The organism is Verrucomicrobiia bacterium (assembly GCA_019694135.1).
In the GTDB taxonomy this organism is placed as follows: Bacteria; Verrucomicrobiota; Verrucomicrobiia; order JADLBR01; family JAIBCM01; genus JAIBCM01.
The window spans coordinates 477,900-497,348 of the sequence record JAIBCM010000001.1 but is presented as its reverse complement, the minus strand read 5'-3'; the positions used below and the strand labels follow the sequence as shown (position 1 = coordinate 497,348).

General features: G+C 42.0%; 19 protein-coding genes. 18 read left to right on the top strand and 1 reads right to left on the bottom strand.

The window, feature by feature from the left end; all coding sequences use genetic code 11:
* Window positions 1-6: 6 nt before the first annotated feature.
* From K1X66_02395 to K1X66_02315, 17 genes are all read left to right on the top strand, one after another.
* On the top strand, window positions 7-213 hold the full coding sequence (locus K1X66_02395) for a hypothetical protein (GenBank protein MBX7157225.1): 207 nt from the start codon (window positions 7-9) through the stop codon (window positions 211-213).
* Window positions 210-560, top strand: a complete 351-nt coding sequence (locus K1X66_02390; GenBank protein MBX7157224.1) for a hypothetical protein — start codon at window positions 210-212, stop codon at window positions 558-560. Before K1X66_02395 ends, K1X66_02390 begins: the two co-directional genes overlap by 4 nt.
* Entirely contained in the window at window positions 553-1,503 is a 951-nt protein-coding gene (locus tag K1X66_02385; GenBank protein MBX7157223.1) for a hypothetical protein, read from the top strand. The genes K1X66_02390 and K1X66_02385 overlap by 8 nt, the downstream gene beginning before the upstream one ends.
* The gene (locus tag K1X66_02380) at window positions 1,484-3,481 is read left to right on the top strand and encodes a hypothetical protein (protein MBX7157222.1); all 1,998 of its coding nucleotides are present in this window, start codon (window positions 1,484-1,486) and stop codon (window positions 3,479-3,481) included. Before K1X66_02385 ends, K1X66_02380 begins: the two co-directional genes overlap by 20 nt.
* 213 nt (window positions 3,482-3,694) lie before the next feature.
* Complete coding sequence (locus K1X66_02375) at window positions 3,695-4,525, top strand: hypothetical protein (protein ID MBX7157221.1); 831 nt, start codon at window positions 3,695-3,697, stop codon at window positions 4,523-4,525.
* Window positions 4,526-4,545: 20 nt separating this feature from the next.
* Complete coding sequence (locus tag K1X66_02370) at window positions 4,546-5,904, top strand: DUF5309 domain-containing protein (GenBank protein ID MBX7157220.1); 1,359 nt, start codon at window positions 4,546-4,548, stop codon at window positions 5,902-5,904.
* A 3-nt stretch (window positions 5,905-5,907) separates the two neighbouring features.
* Window positions 5,908-6,234, top strand: a complete 327-nt coding sequence (locus K1X66_02365) for a hypothetical protein (protein ID MBX7157219.1) — start codon at window positions 5,908-5,910, stop codon at window positions 6,232-6,234.
* 5 nt (window positions 6,235-6,239) lie between these two features.
* Window positions 6,240-6,437 carry a hypothetical protein gene (locus tag K1X66_02360; GenBank protein MBX7157218.1) on the top strand — a complete coding sequence of 66 codons (198 nt, stop codon included), beginning with the start codon at window positions 6,240-6,242 and terminating at the stop codon, window positions 6,435-6,437.
* A gap of 45 nt (window positions 6,438-6,482) precedes the next feature.
* Window positions 6,483-7,259 carry a hypothetical protein gene (locus K1X66_02355; GenBank protein ID MBX7157217.1) on the top strand — a complete coding sequence of 259 codons (777 nt, stop codon included), beginning with the start codon at window positions 6,483-6,485 and terminating at the stop codon, window positions 7,257-7,259.
* 2 nt (window positions 7,260-7,261) lie between these two features.
* Window positions 7,262-8,236, top strand: a complete 975-nt coding sequence (locus K1X66_02350) for a hypothetical protein (protein MBX7157216.1) — start codon at window positions 7,262-7,264, stop codon at window positions 8,234-8,236.
* 1 nt (window position 8,237) lies between these two features.
* The gene (locus K1X66_02345) at window positions 8,238-8,423 is read left to right on the top strand and encodes a hypothetical protein (GenBank protein ID MBX7157215.1); all 186 of its coding nucleotides are present in this window, start codon (window positions 8,238-8,240) and stop codon (window positions 8,421-8,423) included.
* Window position 8,424: 1 nt separating this feature from the next.
* Entirely contained in the window at window positions 8,425-10,197 is a 1,773-nt protein-coding gene (locus K1X66_02340) for a hypothetical protein (protein MBX7157214.1), read from the top strand.
* Window positions 10,197-10,661, top strand: coding sequence for a hypothetical protein (locus tag K1X66_02335; GenBank protein MBX7157213.1), 465 nt, complete (start codon window positions 10,197-10,199; stop codon window positions 10,659-10,661). Before K1X66_02340 ends, K1X66_02335 begins: the two co-directional genes overlap by 1 nt.
* Window positions 10,662-10,682: 21 nt before the next feature.
* Window positions 10,683-11,618, top strand: a complete 936-nt coding sequence (locus K1X66_02330; GenBank protein ID MBX7157212.1) for a hypothetical protein — start codon at window positions 10,683-10,685, stop codon at window positions 11,616-11,618.
* A gap of 2 nt (window positions 11,619-11,620) precedes the next feature.
* A complete protein-coding gene (locus tag K1X66_02325; GenBank protein MBX7157211.1) occupies window positions 11,621-12,682 on the top strand; it encodes a hypothetical protein in 1,062 nt (353 codons plus the stop codon).
* Window position 12,683: 1 nt separating this feature from the next.
* Window positions 12,684-13,046 carry a hypothetical protein gene (locus K1X66_02320; protein ID MBX7157210.1) on the top strand — a complete coding sequence of 121 codons (363 nt, stop codon included), beginning with the start codon at window positions 12,684-12,686 and terminating at the stop codon, window positions 13,044-13,046.
* A gap of 3 nt (window positions 13,047-13,049) precedes the next feature.
* A complete protein-coding gene (locus K1X66_02315; GenBank protein ID MBX7157209.1) occupies window positions 13,050-18,626 on the top strand; it encodes a PLxRFG domain-containing protein in 5,577 nt (1,858 codons plus the stop codon).
* A gap of 22 nt (window positions 18,627-18,648) precedes the next feature.
* Here the strand turns inward: K1X66_02315 and K1X66_02310 are convergent, their stop codons facing one another.
* Complete coding sequence (locus tag K1X66_02310; protein MBX7157208.1) at window positions 18,649-19,113, bottom strand: hypothetical protein; 465 nt, start codon at window positions 19,111-19,113, stop codon at window positions 18,649-18,651.
* 98 nt (window positions 19,114-19,211) lie between these two features.
* Between K1X66_02310 and K1X66_02305 the strand changes: the two genes are divergently transcribed.
* Entirely contained in the window at window positions 19,212-19,385 is a 174-nt protein-coding gene (locus K1X66_02305; protein ID MBX7157207.1) for a hypothetical protein, read from the top strand.
* Window positions 19,386-19,449: the final 64 nt, after the last annotated feature.

The following is a 19,449-nucleotide window of genomic DNA, read 5'->3' as shown; positions in this document are numbered from 1 at the left end:
TAAATTATGAAAGCGTTTATAGCAAGACTTATACGTCATGGACTAACGGTGCTTTGCGGTTGGTTCATGGCTCATGGAGTTATCGATCAAGCAGGGGCTTTAAAAATAACTGATGGCTCTGAAGTTTTGGCCGGAATAGCATGTGGATTATTTGCCTTACTTTTATCTTATTTAAAAGACAAAGGTATTTTTAACTTTTTCAAAACTAAATGAGCAGCATAAGTGCCGGACTAAGTCTTGCTGATACAGTCGCAAAAATTGGTTTAGAGGTCATTAACAAAAACAAATATGAACTCGTTGAGGAAGAGCGAAAAAAAGCCCAAGCAGAAATTCTTAAATTTGCTGAAGCTTTGGATGGTAATGATAATGACGGGGCTAGGCTTATGGCTGACAGCTTGCGCCAAATCCGTGTCGACTTACCCCTCGATCTGGCCAAGCGATTACGAGATGGGAAAATCATCCTCGGAGACAAATTCAGTTTGCTCGGGGCCTATGCCGCATCAAGAGAAAGAGAATTTTATCAGCGCGCACTAGAAATAGTTTTATTGAAAGATGAATAACTCAACCGCTCAATACCAAGGCATGGGGCAACCCGCTTCGCCCGATTTTATTGAGCGACTTTTTGGCGCCGGTGTAGAACCCAGAAAAAGAATCCCGCGTCCCGATCTTTCATCAGAGCAGGCTTACATAGAACAAAATTTTTCAAATCCTAATAATCCATTAGGCGAAGATTCTTCTGCGCCTAGAGCGCTTCCATCGGTTCCTGTGTTCAAATCAGTTCCATTACCAAAACCCGAAACTCAGCCTGAAATTCAAAAGCAAGTTAGGCCAGAAGGCGCAGAGGTTTTTGTGTCGCAAACCAATCCTGTCAAAAAAGAGGCCGCACAACTTTTTATGCCAGGAGACAATGTTCTTTCAAGCTATACCAATCAACTAAATAAAGTTTCTCTCAGGCCGAGCGAAAATCAGGCGTCGGAATTAGAGGGATTTAAAAAGTTTTATCAGAAAAATAAAAGTCGCTATGAGGCAGTGGCTGAGAAAGCCAATATGCCACCAGAATTAATTGCGGCGCTTCATTGGCGAGAAAGTAACGGAAATTTTGGAACTTATCTTCACCAAGGCGATCCTTTAGGGAGACCTGCAGTTCATATCCCAAACAACATTCCAATCTTTAATGAATGGGAGCCGGCCGCAGTGCACGCATTAAACTTAAAGCAAGCGCTGCGCGATAAATTTGGAATCGAACGAGGAACAAAAGACCTAGATAAACTGGCTGCTTTTGCTGAATATTACAATGGCCTTGGCTATAGGAAAAAGGGGTTGCCTAGTCCTTACGTTTTATCGGGAACCAATCTTTATCAAAAAGGCAAATACGTGGCCGATGGAAAGTTTGATCCAAACGCAGTTGATAAGCAACTTGGTGTTTTACTGATGATTAAAGCTTTACAAGAAATGTCACAACAAAATCAGGGAGGAGAAAGCTATGCTGGATTACGTAAGTGATGATCTCTCAAAAAAGGAAGTCTCTGATTTTCATAACGCGATTCTCAAAAAGTGCACAGACTTGGTAAGGCTTTCTCGCAACCACATGTGCCGTTATTATAACACATGGGAAGCGAGAGATTGTGCTTATCGAGGAGAGCGAGTTCCAGACAAGGAAGACAAGAAGGCGGCAGATCGAGGCGAGCCAACTAAAATGGTTGTGCCAATGGTTTATGCTCAGGTCCAAACTTTTGTCGCTTTTATGCTTTCGCTTTACAACCAAAAACGATACTTGTTTGAGTTGACGGGATTTGGCCCAGATGATGATCGAGCTGCGAAAATTGGCGAGGCGCTACTTTCTCGCGATCTTAATTATAATTTATTTTTCGCGAAACTTTACCAATTTCTTTTGGACTTATCAAAATACGGTGTTGCTGTTTTTAAGCATTATTGGGACAAGGAAACCCAGACCACATACAAAAAGGTAACAGAGCCAGGAATAGGGCTTTTAGGTCTTCAAATTACCAAGGATAAAGAAACTTTGAAAAAGGTGGAAGGCACCCGTTACTTGGGCAATAAGATTTTAAATATTTCGCCATTTCATTTTTTTCCCGATCCCAGACTTCCATTAACCCGATTTAAAGAAGGTGAATTTGTGGCAAGTGAGGATGAATTTTCTCGAACCTATCTTCATCAAAAAGAGAAGGACGGATTTTACAAAGGCGTAAAATATATTCCTGAATTTCAGGCTAATGACGCAGATCAATCTTTTTATCGTAACAGCTTTCAAAAAAATATTAACACAGGATTAAGTCAGGCTCCACAAAAGCAAAATATTATTTTAACAGAAGTGCAACTCGATTTAATTCCTTCCGAATTTAATGTTAATGGGAAGCCTTTGGGTGAAGAAAATTATCCGGTTAGATATTTAGTTGTCTACGCAAATGGAAGTCGCGTGATCCGATGTGAGCCATTGGAATATATGCATGGCGAATTCACCTACGAAGTCGCTCAGTTTTCTCCCGATCAACACAATTTAGTGAATGAATGTATTACCGAGATGATAACTCATTTACAGGATGTTGTTACATGGTTTTACAATTCTCATATCACTAACGTCAGAAAATCAATTCAAAACCAGTTTCTTATTGATCCCTCTGGAATTGAAATGGAGGATGTTAAAAATAGAAAACATTACATTCGGCTTAAGCCGGCCGCCAGAGGAATTGGTGTTGAAAATTTCATAAAACAGCTGGAGGTTAGGGATGTTACAGGAAGGCACATTCAGGATGCCTCCCAGTTGCAGGGGCTTTCTCAGTTTGTTACTGGCATTAACGAAAATATGCTTGGTCAATTTTCTGGGGGAAGGCGCTCAGCACAAGAAGCCAGAGCAGTTAACTCCTCTGCCGCAAATCGCATGAAGATGATTGCTCGCCTAATTTATGATACTTGCCTGATGCCACTTGCTCGCAACATGCTCTCTAATCTTCGCGATGGATTAGATGAAAAAACTTATGTAAGAATTTTCAGGGGCATTGCCGGGGTTCCAACTCCTAACCTACAAGAATACAATCGTTTTGTTCCGGTTGATAAGGCGGATTTAATTGGCAATTTTGATTTTGAAATTTTTGACGGAACTCTTCCAAGTGAGAAATCTTCCACAGCAGAAACCATGTCTGAATTACTGCAAGCTGTTATTTCAAACCCAGAATCCGCCAGCATGCTTGGATTTGATCCTAAAAAGCTTTTGATTGAGATCGCGGAATTGAAAAATATTCGTTATCCAGAAAACTTCATGATTCCGACAACACCGGAAAGTGTGTTGAATCAGCCAGGTATTCTGGATGCTCTCACTCAAATTCCACCAGATCAATTAATTCAAATTATTCAAAACTATGGACAAAATAGAGCTGGACAAACACCTGCGCCAGTCGGCCAGCCGATTGGAGGAACTCAACCCGAAGGAGCGCCTCAGCTCCTTGAAGGGCTTATTACATAATGTTCCATTCAACTATTTATTGGAGATTTTAAAAGAAACCGCTGGACAATTCCAAAATTTATGCGATAATATGAAATTGGGTGATATTGGCTCTCTTCTCGAAAGAGAAAGACTAATTGGCATAATAAAGGGGCTGCAGGCGTTGGATAGACTTTATTGTTCCGAAGTTTCAGGAATTTCCGAGTCAATATCCGAAAAGGAACAAACAACGCCATGAACGATACTGAAAATGCAGCCACAGCATTAGCTGATCCGACCTCTAATTTAGATAACGCCGCTTCTATTTATAATGAAGCTTCCAATGAATCTGTTGAATCAACTTCTAAAACCGATGTTTCTCAGAATGATTCTCAAAATTATCAAGCTCCATTACCAACTGCCAATCCTTCTCCATCTGCTTCTTTTAAAAAGGAAGATGTAAAAGAAATTATTGCTGGAGTTCTGAATGAATTTCAGTCGAAAAATGGATCAACACATGAGCCAGCGCCATTAACCCAAGAAGAGTTTGATAAACTTTTTAAGGTCTACCGACCAGATGCCACAGTCATTCAGCGTATTTTAGGTGGCGGAGAAGAAGCGGTTAAGGCTCTTCACGAAATTGTTCAGGGGACTCATGGTCAATCTTTGGCCATGTCGGAATATTTATTGAATCAAAAACTTAGGGATACTTTTGGACAAGTTGAGCCATTTATTCAATGGGCGCAGGAACAGCAATTAGCTGCCTATAAATCAGAATTTTTTGAAAAATATCCTGATCTGAAAAATCATGAAAATTTACTTCTTCAGATTAAGGACAGCCTTGAAAAACAGGGCTACAGAGGAAACAAAGAACAAGTTTTTGAAAAGCTTTCTACAAAAGCCAGGGAAATCCTGGACTCGGTGAAGAAGAAGATGGGCGAGAGTGGAAATAACAACACCAACCCAACTCCGAACAACCAGTCACGCATGACCCCGCTCATGGGCGGAGGGCGCAGTGCGGCAGCCACGGGAGAAAATAACCATCTTTCTGATACTCAGAAGGTGGCCAAATCACTTTTTGGCTAGGAGGTATTTAATTATGAAAAATGCCTATATTAGGATTGCTCGGCAGCGAGCATTTTGCCAATGAAAGATTCACCAATATTCGACGTGAAGTCTTTTACACTTATCCAAATGGAGCGGCTCCGCTAACAGGGATTCTCTCCTTATTAAAACAAGAAAAGGTCAACGACCCTGAATTCAAATGGTATGAAAAAAGGTTCCGCACTTTCCAAACGAAAACCACGCAAAACAACCAAGCCCCGCCAAACGGTCCTTTCTTGGATGCGGCAGGCGCTGTTGCGTTGCCGGACGGCACTACGCTTTTAACTAATACGCTTTATCGCGTTGAAGTTATTCCAGGCGGCACAGACCAATTTCGTGTTGGTAACGTTATTGACATTCAAAACGTCCCTAACCAAGCTGGCACTGCCTTCTATGATATTAAAGGAATTATCACCTTAATTGATGCGGCAAATAACCAAATTCAATTTAGGCCATTAGAACAATATGACGCAATTTCGAACGACATTGATGCTAATGATAAGGATGTTCTTGATATTGGTTCAGCCCATCAGGAGGCTGCTGTTGGATCATCTCTGGCTCCCTATAATTTGCCGGTGCAATTCTTTAATGCGACGCAAATATTTAGAACCTCGTTCTCAATTTCTGGAACGGCGTTAAAAACTTCTGCCAAATTTGATGAAACAGGCCCTTACAAAGATAAAGCCAAGGAAGCCTCTCTAACTCACTTAGTTGAAATTGAGCGCACTCAGCTGTTTGGTGTTTACTCGAAAACGGTTGATCCAAATACCAGCTTGGTCACTTATACAACTCGAGGTATTTTAGGTTACTTAAGAGACTGGGAGAAGGGAACTGTTTATGGTAATAGCCCAACGCCTATCACGCTAGATTCCGATGACCAGAAACGCATCATTGAAAATGCTGGCGGTCAATTATCGGAAAAAAGCTATGACGGTTATTTGGAGCGCGTGTTCCGATTTGTAAACAATGTAGCTAATGAAAAATTAGTTTTGTGTGGAACAGGATTCTTGAACGTCGTTAACCAGCTTTATAAGAGCAAGTCGGTGCTTAACTCTGATCTTCCTATGGCTGATACCTATGGAATGAATGTTGTTAAACATGTAACGCCATTTGGAACTCTCTATTACAAAACGCATCCTTTATTCAGCGCTGATAGTAAACTTCGATATAGCGCGCTGATTCTGGATGTTAATAACATGGTTTACACCTATCTCGATGGGCGCGACACAAACTTATTAAGAAATCGCCAACCTAACGATGCAGATTATCGAAAAGACGAATGGTTGACAGACTGCGGCTTGGAACTTCGTTTTCCAGAATCGCACATGTTCATTAAAAACGTTATGGATTACGCACCATAATTTATGGCTAACGTTACACAAGATGATGTAGTCGTTAACAATAGCTATGAGCTTGGCACTCGCAGTGAGAAATTTGTTGGCAAATTTATTGAAGCCGCGATTACTCTAAACGGTGCCGGCTCCGGCCTTGTTGATGAAAAAATACCAGCAGAAGTTTTGGGACTGACTAAAATTTGGGAAGTTTCAAATGGGCTTTTGGATGATGGGGGAACCTCGATTATAGTCGCGGCTCCCAATGCTGACGGAAGTGAAATCTTGTTAAGAGACGACAGCACAAATGCCGCGTTTTCTTATACGGGAGAACTTAAAATTAACGTGAGAGGATATTAATATATATGGATAATTACTACACAGATAATTTGCCGGATATGGCGGTAACCACCAAATCAGGCAAAGACGTTAAAGAAACCATGATTTTGACTGGTGAAGCTAGCGACAGCTTACACGGTAAAAATGAGGTTAAAGAATATAAGACAAAAGATTGTCCTAAAGGCCCTGGTAAAACCGGTGGCATGAATAGTTTCAGCGTTTAGCTTATGGCGGGGCATGGCCTAAAAACCATGCCCCTTTAGGAAACCATGACTATTACTCAATTTAAAAAAGTGGTTTCTGGCTATATGCTAAGGCAGAAGGAGTCCTTCATTTATGATGAGGAAGACGTCCTTCTTTTTGCTATTAATAACGCAAAGCTATTTGCACAGAGAACACATAATTTTGAAATGGCTGTTACAACGATTCGAGTTGTAATGACGCCTTCTGGTATTGATTTGAATGCGGCGCCGATTGCATGGACGGCTCCAAATTTTTACAAAAACAGTAAAGTAAAGACAGTTAAAAGGGCTTACTTGAAATGCGGAGCTTCTGTGGTTAAAGACCCGTGCTCTTGTAAGTCAGACCCATTTTATCCTATTGAGGTTATTTCAAAGGCTGCCTTAATTAACAAGTTGAGAAGGATGGATAATCTCAGTCCTATTTATTGGGATGAAAAATGTGATTATAGTAGAACACTTCCGAATTGCCCAACATTAATCTGTCAGGCTTCTCACGCTTTTCTTTATCCTCAGCCAACGCATGAGGTTGATTTGGTTTTAGATATTGTGCAATGGCTTCCCGACTACAACGAAGTAGCACAGGAAAATGAAGAGTGTAATACGGATGCTCACGCAACAGACTTTTTCTTGGAATACTGCAAAGATTTTATGCTTTTTAGAAGCATTTCGGAATTGAACTTTTTTATCAAGGATGATGAACGAGTTGCCATTTCTCAAAAAAAATTAGATGAAGCGTGGCAATCTGTAATTAAGTGGGACGGAGAATTGGTTGATGGGGCATCCTATGATTTGGAGGGTGATTAATTATGGCTTACGATGCGGTTGATAACTTAAACGATTTAGACGCAACAAGGCCCGATGGGGCCACAGAAACAGGCAGTATTCTGGATGATGTAGACCGTGAAACGCGAAGAGTTTTTAAAAGCGTTATTCAAAAATCGCACACCGATGACGGCACAATTAAAGATGACACGATCACCGGAAGCATGGTGAAGGATAATGCTTTAACAACACAAAAATATGCAGACGACTCAGTTAATGCTTCCAAGATTAATGTAGATGTTGCTGGGGTGGGGCTAAAACAGAATCCGAACGGATCACTAAGCCCAGATGTGGATGATGCAACTATTGAAGTATCGGGAAATTCCTTGCAGGTTAAATCCATACCTGGAAGTAAATTGACAGACGCCAGTGTTAATTACACGAAGTTGGCGGCTGCTGGAGGGAATGCTTATTTATTAATTTATAATCAAGCAGCTCTACAGTGGCAGGCTCATGCTTTGTCAGGTGATATATCAGTTAGTGAAACTGGAGCGGTAACAGTTAATAATAGTCCTGCGTTAAATTTACCTACGGCAATTCTAGCCGAGACTGTAACGGGGGGATTAACTCAAAACACATGGAACACGCGCGATTTAAATTTAACTGTTTTAGCAAATGCTTTCATGACTCCGTCTGCTTCTGGATTCAAGCTAAACGAGGGCGACTATATTATTGTTGCCCAAGCTGCAGGCAATAAAGTTGATGATAATCAACTAAGACTTTTTAATTCAACGCAAAATACAACAGTTTTGAGCGGTCTCGCGGCGCAAGCGTCGGTGGCCAGCACAATCGCATCTATCGCAACACTTCAAGGCAAAATTACTGTAAGCGATAGTAACGATGTTTATTTACTGCAACATAATTGCACCACGACGAATGGCGCTGATGGCCGAGGAATTGTTCCTGGATTTGCTGGGGCTCAGCCGATGGTGGCCAGTATAATGATAATTCAAGTTTAATATGGCATCCTCATTAGATTTTAAGAATCGGCCTAATGCTGCAAACGGCGTTAATCGAACTCTTGAACCATTTCAGAACGATGGGTCAGCATGGTTTTACACTCTTAACATGAGACATCGCGAAGGCATCCTAACCCAAATTCAGCGAAAGGTTATTTTAAAAACTTTAGTCCCACAAAATCCTTAATATGGCAGGCGACATTACAGCACTACTTCCGATCCGAGCCGATCAAGTTGGTCCAGGAGGATTTGTTGCTTTGTCGGAACACTACGCCATTTTATCTCTGGGAGAATCCAGTATCCACCTTGTCGAGAATTCAACCCCAATTTTCCAAGGCAACGGAGATGAAGCTCATCGAAAACTTTTAATTGGCGGAAATTATACAGGTCCGGCACCCCTTACTTTTATTGTTGAGATAGTTACTGCAGGAAGCGACATTATTTTCACCGATCCAGATACCCACATTATTCAAACGCCTTCGCAGGCCGCCACCTTCCGTTATAGTATTGATAACGGAAATAATTGGGTCGGCCCTATTCCAGTAAAAGAACGGGAATTTGTTTCTCTGATTTATGGGGCTCAAATTACTTTTGATAAAAAATTTGGTTACAGTCCTGGCGCTCGTTGGACATTCACTTTTAACTATACCAATTTCAATTCTACTCGTTATTCCAGATGGGCTTCAAAACCTTGGCAAGAAGGACACTTTTTTACTAATCGTGATAACGCGCTGCGTTATACCAACGGACGACAAGTTTACAATTTTCATAATAGCGTTAACGCACTGCCTGCCGGTTCTTATTTAGAAGAATTCTACCAGCATATCATTATTGGAAAGCCCGTCATTAACGGCGCCGAATATCCTCATCGTGTGATGTGGAGCGATGTTCATAATTTTCTTGAGTTTAATGAGAAGCCTCAGACAGAAGCTTCTTATTATGACTTCGATGTCACTGATGATCTTCACCCAGAGTCAATGGGTGTAACAGGAATAAAGAAGTTGCGCGACTTATGTCTGGTTTACACCAATCGTTCGATTAGTGGAATTTCATATGTTGGTCTTCCTCAGGTGATGAACAAGAAAGAGTTAATTACTGAAATCGGCTGTGCCTATCCTTATACGCTTATTGGCTATAACCAAGAGCATATCTTCTGGTCGGAAGAAAATTGCTGGAGTTACAATGGAGAAACTCCTCCAGTTCCAATAGGTGATGCAATAAAAGATTTTCTTTTCGATGATTTAAATAATGACCCAATCCTTCGCTATCGCATGTGGGCCTATTTCAATCGCCCTTATGGAGAGCTTTGGTTTGTTTATTGCTCAAAGCGAAGTATGGAGGATTTTGACATGGCTGTGGTCTACAATATCATGGAAAAAAAATGGTATATTTCAGAAGTCGAAGGAATTCAATCCGCCATTTATCATTCTTGGATTAAAGACGTTAATGTCATCGACCAGTTAAATAAAAATATTGATGACTATGATATACCCATTGACCAGCTTGGAGAAGAGGGAGAATTTAATTTAATTAATCTTTATGGCCGAAATAATTTGGAAATCTTAAGGGACGAAGTCCCCAATGACGGAGATGAAGTTTTACTGGATCAATCACTGCCTGTTCTTGAATCCAACGACTTAGTCTATGGCGATTTAGAGTTTATTAAAGAATGCGGCACAATGGTCATCCACGCCAATTATAGGGATTGGGATGGTTACCCAGGAATTTCAGTGGAGGTTTCCAGTCGAGACAATTTAGCGGAAGCGCCAGTTTTTCAGTCAGCCGGAATATGGCATAAAAAACTTCCCGAGAAACGCCACAGCTTCCCAAGAATATCAGGAAGAGTTTTAAGATTCCGTTTTAAATTTACGGAGTATCCTGATGTTAATGGTTGGAGAAATATGACATTTATAACATACGGAGAAAATGTGCGGCAAAGAAATGGGAGCATTGAACGCTGATGAATAGGATCATTCGATTAAATTCTCTTCAGGGAGTTTTGGATTATTGGCCTTTTTTCCGGGAAGGATTAGAGGCTTTAAGGGATCCACAAAAAGCTAATTTGAATGACACCGAAGAAGAGTTTTTTAGAATTTTAATGCACTGCGTCAGCAAGCCCGCAAGTGAAACCTTGTGTTTGGTAGTGGTTTCTAAAAAAGGTTATCCATTGGCTTTTGGAGTTTCTTTTGCCGTGATGCCATTTTGGAAAAACGAAAAATTCCTTTGGCTTTATGCAGCCTACTCTAACGGAAAAAACGATAGAGCTGTGCAAGACATGTATGAATATTGCATGAAATGGTCTCGAGAAAATAAGTTCAAAGAAGTTCAGACCTGCACGGGCAGGGTCACAGGAGCGGCTTTGAAATGGTTTAGAAAAAAGGGGTTTCGATTAAAACACTATTCGTTTTCGCAAGGGGTTTTATGAAAGGAATGAAAGGTTAATAATATGGGTGGTGGTGGATCATACGGCGGCGCAAGCACCGATACAACGACAGATTCAACGCAAAAGGGGACGAATCTTCAACAATATACCAATACGGGATGGTTGAAGGATATTATCGATCCTGGAGGCGCAAATTCAGGGCCAACGAAATCGGTTATCGAATGGGCAGAACCCGTGATGAAATACAAGGACAGCAATCCTGGTTATGCTGGCGCAAAAAAAGTGGCGGAAACTTTAAAGCCGCTTGACGGGTCTTACGAAAACAATACTCGTGCGCTTTATAATGATCGGGTGGAGCGAGCTTTGGCCACAGCAAGGACAGGATCGGAAAATGTTTTAGCGCCATTGAATCGCGGGAAATCGTTTCGCGAAGCCGATGTTTTAGAGCAAGCTAATCGTGAGCGAGAAAAAGAAATTAGAGATTGGCGAGTGACAGATTCTAATGTGCTTGGTGATTTTATTACGCGACTCGTTGGTGATAATGCCTATAAAGCAGGAAGCTTATTAAATAATTATAACATGAACATGGCTGGCGCAGCGCCAGGACTTGCTCAGGCACTTTCACCTCACAAGGCTGACACGAACAACCGAAATACCGGCAAGGGTTCTCAGCAGTCAACCGCTTATTCATTTGGCGCGGGCATCAATCTGTGCTGCTTTATCTTCCTTGAAATTTATAATGGTAAATTGCCTTGGTTTGTTCGCACCTGTCGGGATGTGTTTGTCACTGAAAAACGACGACGAGGCTATATCCGAATGTCGGATTGGCTCGTGCCTCAGATGAGAGAAAAAATTTGGGTAAAAAATTTAGTAAATCTTTTTATGGTAAAACCAATGACCTCTTGGGGGGCATGGGCCGTGGGATTAAATCGTTACGGATGGATGTTTAAGCCAGTGTGTAAATTCTGGTTTAAAATCTGGGATAAAATGGGAGAATAATTATGGCAGACCTTTTTCAACCTCAATATGGATTTTCGGACTCAATCGCAGCAGGCTATGTTAATAACAAAGCCAGAGCTAAAGCTTTAGAGGAAAACTCGCGCCAATTCGACTTGAGTCATCTTATTGATAGGGCTCGGACAGGGATTGAAGATCGGCGCGTTGGATTGGGAGAACAAGAATTTTCCGATAGAATGAATCAGCGCGGCGAAACAAAAAATTATCTCAGTGAAATCGGAAAACCGATTCAATCTAATTCCGATATTGGAATGGCCGATATTTTGCAAAATAAAAATCGGGAAGGTGAATTTGATCGAACCCTAAAATTAAATGACAGAAATTTTCAACAGCAAAAGGAATTAGAAGCTGGGAGAGCGGGCGGCGCTCGCGACGACTCAGATCGTTATCGTGCTTTGGGTGACGCATTGAACCGCGGAACTCTCGGATTGTCACCCGACGAAGAGCAGGAAGTTGTTTCAAGAATGGTAAAAGGCGATTTAAATTCAGTTTATGAATATCTTCAAGGAAAGGCCCTAGGCAAAAAGGCGCAAGGCTATATGAATCAAATTGCAGCAAGGGAAGCCATGGCGGCAGGTTCCGCTCCTCGTCCGACATCAGAGGCAGTTAATGCGTTAAAGCAACAATTTCCCGATGCTATTGTTCAACCAGGCGGAGGCGGTGCTTATATGGTTCAGGATGTGAAAACCGGAGCTAGATCATACGTTGATAGTCGCGGCAATGCCATTTCTGATCCCGGGCTTATGGGGTTTGGAATTTTACCAAAAGCCGTCGGCGAGGCAAAAAGAGAGTTTAAGGATATATCCAATGTCGTTGGTAAGCTTGGCCAATTCTTTATGGGCAAACCCCAGCCGAATACAGAACCCGCTCAACCGCAAAACACACCACTAAGTAACGAGCAGGTATTGGCCAGATTAGGAGAGTCTCTTAGTCCGCAGCAGCTTAATGAATTCATGAGCTTTTATCAAAATCAGGCCAATGGGGATCAAGCGGCCGCACAGAAATTAATGGTAAACGATTTAATTAACTTAATGAGGAGACAATAATATGGGAGGGATGTTAGGAGGTTTAGGTGGAGTTTCAGGGCAAGACCCGTCCACGCTGCAACAAATGGAAGTAAAGAGAATGACGGAGGAGCAACAAAATAAGGGAGATAATTTATTTTCAAATTTAGTTGATCCAATGGATCCATCAAATTATGGAACGCCAGAAACAACCACTGGATATCGCATTTCACCACAGAATCCACAGACGCCTGCACCCGCGCCTATAGAACCGCCAAGGTCAAATAGCCAAGCATCCCCTTTAGAAGGGGCCACTCAAACTGCGCGATCTTTATTTGAGCGAGAGGAAGAGAGAAAAAGACGAGAACAAGAACAACGAGCTAATCAACGCAATGGATCATTTTAGATTATGCCTACTTTGTTGGAGTCGCCCTTTGATCTGAATCGGCCGCTTCCCTACGACAAAATTCGTGAGGAGCACGAAAATGCCAAGCGGTCGATTCCCCGTTTTTCCAATATGTCATTGGAAGAATACTCTCGTTTCATGAATGATGCGACAGGATCAAATCGCTATCAACAGGGGATTAATAACAGTCTTGTTAAAAGAGCATCCTACGGGATAGATCAAGCCTTGGAAGCCACGGGTGTTCCAGGGGTTGCAGAATCATTTGGTCGAGGAATCGGAAGGTTGGTTGCGCCTCAATATGAAGAGGAGCTTGGCCAAACCGCTAAAGAAATTCCTCGCACGCTCGCAGTGGGTGCAGCAGGCACAGCTTTAGGTGGCCCTATTGGAGGAGCCGCAGCATTAGGGGCGGACGCTGCCGCTAGAACTTACACTGACACGGACTCCATTGGGGCTTCACTTATATCGGGTGGTGTGGCGGCTGCACTGCCAGCAGTCGGAAAATTTGGAGAGGGTGTCGCTGGCAAAACCATTACTAAATCACTTTTTGCTAAAAAGCTGGCCGATGGGGTTATTAGCAGTCGAAAAGCTTTTATCCCTGTGGAAAGAGGGATTGAATACTTAGCAGGGCAAGCCGCTCAACAGGGCGCTCAGGAGATTGGGACTCAAGCACAATCTTTAGCGCAAGGTGAAGGCTTTCAACCCATCACCATTGGGTCGCTGGCGAAAAACGCTATCATGAATCTCCCTTACGCTTTCATGGATATTCCCTATCTCGTGAAAGGTCCAAAAGTGGACGGTAAAAGAATTGGAATTTCAGAAGGAGAAGTTCAACGAATTCGCGAAGCCGAGGCGCGCCGATCCCAGATTGAGCAAGAACCCGTAGAAGCAGAAGCCGCACCTGCAACTTCTGATGTTACAGAAAGAGCCATAGTTCCGACCATAATATCCGCACATGACAAAACCGGAACTGGATTAACCACAACCAGACCCATTGATGTTTGGGCTGCGCCGTCGCCACCTGATACAAGAGAGATTGTGCCAACTGTTATTGAGGGATGGGATAGAAACTTTTCTGGATTGGCTATCAGACCAGAAGGTTCAGTTGCCGAGCAAAACAACACAGTTAATAGTCATTTACTTAATTGGGCGTCCAACCAAAAACTTTTAACTGACACAGCCAAAGAAAAAGGGCTTGAGCCTGGACCGGTTGAGCCAGAGATTAACCGACGAATTCAAGAAAATTTAGACCAAGGCAAAAGTCCAGAAGAGGCGATAGATTTGGCTGTGAATTCTGGCGCACCAGTTACTAAACCACGAACAAGTTCTGAAACTGGAACGCCAGATGCAGAAACACTATCTGCTCAAGTTGATCCTGTTAAACGCTTAGAGCAAGTTACTGGTCAAAAACCGGAAGAAGCCAAAGCGGCTTATGATAGCATTCAAAATAATCCCTATGCTAAGGCTGCACTAGATAAGGAGTTAAACGATCCCCTTCCTCAGTTAAATCAGCAGCGATGGTTTGCGCGTTATTTTTCCGAGCAAGGATTTAGAGATCAAGCCTTGGCTGATCGTGTGGCTTTCACTGATAGATTATTAAATGGTTTTTCAAATCAAAGTGTCATCGCGACGATAAGCGATGAAACGAAGCGCGGAATTTTTGCTGCCCTGAACTCAGAAGAGGGTGTTATTGGGTTAAATAAAAGCCAGGCAGTTAAGGGAGAATTTGCAGAACCGTTTAACCTCTTCGAGAAATTCTTCGTTCTGGGTCATGAAGCTTTTCATGCTACATTTGATTCCTATAAAAGAGGGGTTCTTGATCCTAAACGAAACGAAATTTTAAAACAAACTTTCGACGCAGTTGAAGACATTCCGCTTGAGTTGAGAAAAACTTACCTGAAAGACGCACTTGATATATTAGTGCCTCAAGGAGTTCGTTCTAAAAATAGTCAGATTAAGCAATATCTTGAACACATTTCAGATTCTTCTTCAAAAGATAGCGAAGAGTTTCTTTCCACCTTTTCTAGTTTATTAGCGCTCGGCACAGCTTCACCCAAACGCTCGGAAACTATGATGAAGGATTTCAAGGATATGCTTCGTTTTTCCGATCCTCACATAGCAGAATTCGGCTCTATGATTTATCGTGATTTAGCTGAAGCTATGCCAGCTATTTCTTCATTTTATAAAATTTCAAATCCAGACACTAAACTTTCAATCGCTGGAAAACAGGTTGGAGTTGGAGATTTGCTTGAACAAGTTGGCGGAAATTTAAAACAGATTTTAAAAACTCGTGAAGAAATAGCAAGCGCCATTGCAAGGGCTGGGGAAATTGAAAGTAGTATCACCCCGTCAGGAGTAGCCGCTAAATGGCAAGAGGTTTGGGGCGATAAAATTAATACTGATTACAAACAAGCCAGCAAATCAATCGACAGTATTCTAAAAAATGATTTAAACTCGATTGGCATTAAATCTTTTGATGCTCCAACCTTCAACAAAGCAGTTCAGGATTTTAGAAAGAAAATTGGCTTTGACCCAGTGGAAGAAACTAAAGACTATCGAACTTATATCGGCTATAGGCCAAAAGCGCTTGAGATGTTCATGTCTGCCTTTCAATTTGCAGAACGCCATCCTATCGCGCGACCAATTATTAACACGGTTTTCAACTTCCGATCCTACGCACAGGACGCAGCTAATGCACTTGTGACGCCTTTCATGATTGATGTTAAGAGTGGCAAAGAGGTTAGATTGGATTCTAAAAATTCGGTGATAAGAACTGTTCAGACTAATAGCAAAGTTAAAGAGGCGCTAAACAAAATTTTCCTTTGGCAAAATGAAAATGAAAAAGTGATGGATGACGCCGAGATTGATAAGCGTCTTGCAAGCTTCGATGCAAATACGAGAAACGCCGCAAAAATGTTTCACTCCATTACTCAAGATGTGATGCCCAAGGTTTCTCAAGTTTTGGTGAGGGGATTAAAGAGTTCGATGGATTCTATCACTTCTCATATTTTAATGAATCAAGATGCCACACTGAAATCTCGAGATGCTGGTGATCTTGGAAGTAGACTCACAGACAGCATTATTAAGCAGAAAAGCGCTAATCCTGCTGAGGCAGAATTGGCGAATCAAGAAATGATGCAATGGAAGGCACAATTAGGAGAGGGGCGAGTAAGTGAGATTGAAAGATCATTGGAGCCGGTCATTAAAAAATTTCAAGAAACCTCGGAGCGAATTTCTGAAAAGCCTTGGTTTACGCCAGAAACAAGAAATGATCCTTGGATAGTTTTATTTAGAAGTCGTCAAGAGGATGGCAAATTAAAATCTGGAAGTATCGGCGCAAAAAACGAAAAAGAGGCGCTGGATGTTTTGAATAGATTGAAGCAGGAAGGTAAAATTGATGTTCGAATTTCAGATCGGTATGCCTCTCGTGAAGAATTTGGTGGAGCAAGTCGAGATGTTGTTGAGTCATTTCAAAAATTTGAACAGGCTGCCTTTGACGCAATTAAAAATAAAGTAAGCGACGAGACATTTGAAGAATTTTCTAAGAACTTTTCTCCTGGCACAGCAGCTCTTCGAGAAATTTCTGCGCGGCGCTATGGCGGACATTTAAGCCGAAGAAAATTAGCAGAAGGCCGAGAGTCATTGGACTTTGTCGACGGCATCATGAATTATATTTATGGAGCTGCAACGGGCGCGGCTCGCCAAAAAACTCGTGAAGAAGTTTCGCTTTTACTTCGCGATCCCAAGCTTACTGAGGCAGATGCTCAAGGCAATATGAAGCGATTATTAAATCAATACGCTTACTCTGTCATTAATGCCACCCCAGATAGTCCTGCTGCTCGCACAATTAAAAATTTAATTTTCCACACTTATTTAGGCGGCAATGTTTCCTCGTTATTGGTTGAAGGCAGTCAAGGTATGTTAAGCCTGGCGCCCTGGTTGACAGAGCAAGGCGCTGGAATTGGCGGTAGCTATCGCTTAATGAAAGATGCTGCTGCAGAAATCGCCAAATGGTCGACAGGTAAAAAGGTAGATGCCGAACTGGCTGAGGCTTGGAAACGAGCGGAGGAAACTAAAGAAATTAGCACTGGAATTTTAGAGCAATTTAACGAACTTGGAAACGATGCAACATTAATGAATATTCGTCGACTTGGAGAAGATCGTAAAGGTCTTTATAAGGTTGGTGATATGTTGGCTAGTCCGTTTTATGCTTACGCCAAGGGCGCGCGCTTTCTTTATTCTCAAGCTTCCAATATAAACTCGCGCCTGGCTTTTACTGCTGGATATAAGCTTGCTAGATCAAGGGGAATGGATAGCGCAGAGGCTTACGATTACGGCGTGCGCACAGTTCGGGCAACCATGTTTGCTGGAGGGCAGGCAGGACGGCCTCTTTTCTTTAGTCATCTTGGTAAAGCGTCATCGCCTGTTGGCGTTCTTTACTCTCTGCAACATTACACCGTTTCGATGTTCTCCATGATGGGAAGAATGTTGTCTGACAGTTTAGGAAGAAATCCTGAGCTATCAGCAGAGCAAGTTAAAAATTCTCGTAAGGCGTTAGGTCAGATGCTGGCAACACAAGCTGTCATGGCTGGTGCGCTGGGACTGCCTGGAGCAGGAGCGGCTATCGGTGTCCTGCAACAGATTTTCCCAAATCTTAATTTAGAAGAAGACATGCGCAAGATGGTGGCGTCTCTAGCTGGTGAGGACGATGAGATGGGGAATTTCTTGGCTGACATGGCTTTAAAGGGGCCGCTTACAGCCTTGACCGGTATTGATGTTTCAGGTCGCTTCGGGCTGGGAAACGTTTTGGGCATTGATAATATGAATGGCATTACCCCAGAGGCGGCTTTTGGTCCAGCGGGTTCCATGATTGGAGATTGGTTCGGCGCCGTGAGCCAAGGCGCTCAAGGGAATTACTTGGATGCGTTTCAAAAAGTGGTTCCAAACGCCTTTCGTCAAGCAATAGGAATGGCTCGCAACGATTGGTCGTTGGTGGATGGTGCAGGGAAAAAAGTTCTGGAAGTGTCTGATGCAGATAAAATTTTGTTAGCTTTAGGTTTTCGCCCAAGAGAAATATCAGCTAAAAAAGAACAGATCCGATTACAGAAGCGATCCGAGAAAATTCAATCTCGTCAACTGCAAAGCTTTTATCGAGATATGGCCGACCTTCTTCAAGACGGCAAGGTTGAAGATGTTCGAACGGCACTACTCGAACGTGAAAATCAAGACCCTTATTTTAAGGCAAAAGTTGCCCTGCCTCGAATTACTGAGATTGTTCAAGAAAGACAAACCCCCGTCGATCCATTGCGACTAGGAACAAAGGTTACTGCACGACAAAGAGAGGAATTAGCACGAACCTTCCCAACCATGCCTCGAACAAAAGAGGTTGACAGACTCATGGAAAGAAAACAGCTTGAGCGTTCCGTGGGAATTCGAGGAGCTGGCACGATCTCGCCAAACGAAATTTCTCGTGCAAGAATGATCGACCAAATTATCGCCAGAAATCCTGGAATATCATATTCAACCGCAGTGCAAATGTTGGACAGAGAATTTAGGCGAAGAATGGAAGCTTTAAATCAATAACCTCGAATTCGAAGCAATTAACTTATTTGATTCGACTTAAGTAAAATGTGAAATCAAGTTTCTCGGATGGTGAACTGATTGAGCAATTTACCATGTTTTCTTTTTTAGAAATCTTCCCGCTGCCAGTTAGTAAGGTAGTAACTACTACTGTGTTAGTTTGTGGATCAATGAAACTATATTCCTCTTTACCGGATAGCGTCAGAGTTCCTTTTTGAAGTGTTCCAGTAAGCCTATAATAAGTGTCTCCGCTATCAATGCTTCCTCCCTTGGTGACAAAGGCAATCACTTGATCGTTAGATATTACATGAACATAAATTCTGCTTGCACTATAAATCTCTCTCGGCGCTAATCCGCTAATGTTAGTGCTAAAACTGACTCCTTCATAGATCCGCTTTGGCTCAGATTTCGGTATGGACTCAGACAGTCCGGCGAACACAAAAGAAAAAAACAGTCCAATTAAAAATAATTTTAATTTTGTTTTCATCATAAAATCAAGGCTAACAGCTTTTAGTTAAAAGGCAACTATGGAAATTTAAAAGTGTCTTGACGGGCAATACCATAATTTACATTGTAATGCTTAAATTTATGCCAAATCGACCTGACGTCAATAAAAAGCAAAAAACAATCAAAATCCACAAGAAACAGTTGGAGTGGGCATTGAAACGTGCCAAGCAGTTGGGCTTTGATAATTTTTCAGATTTTTTGCGTTACCTTCTTTCTCAAGAAGAGTCTAAAGAAAAAAATGAAAATATTTTTTGAGGTGAATGTTATTGAATTAATATATTATATTATTCATCACAAATAAATCTCGTTACCACATTGG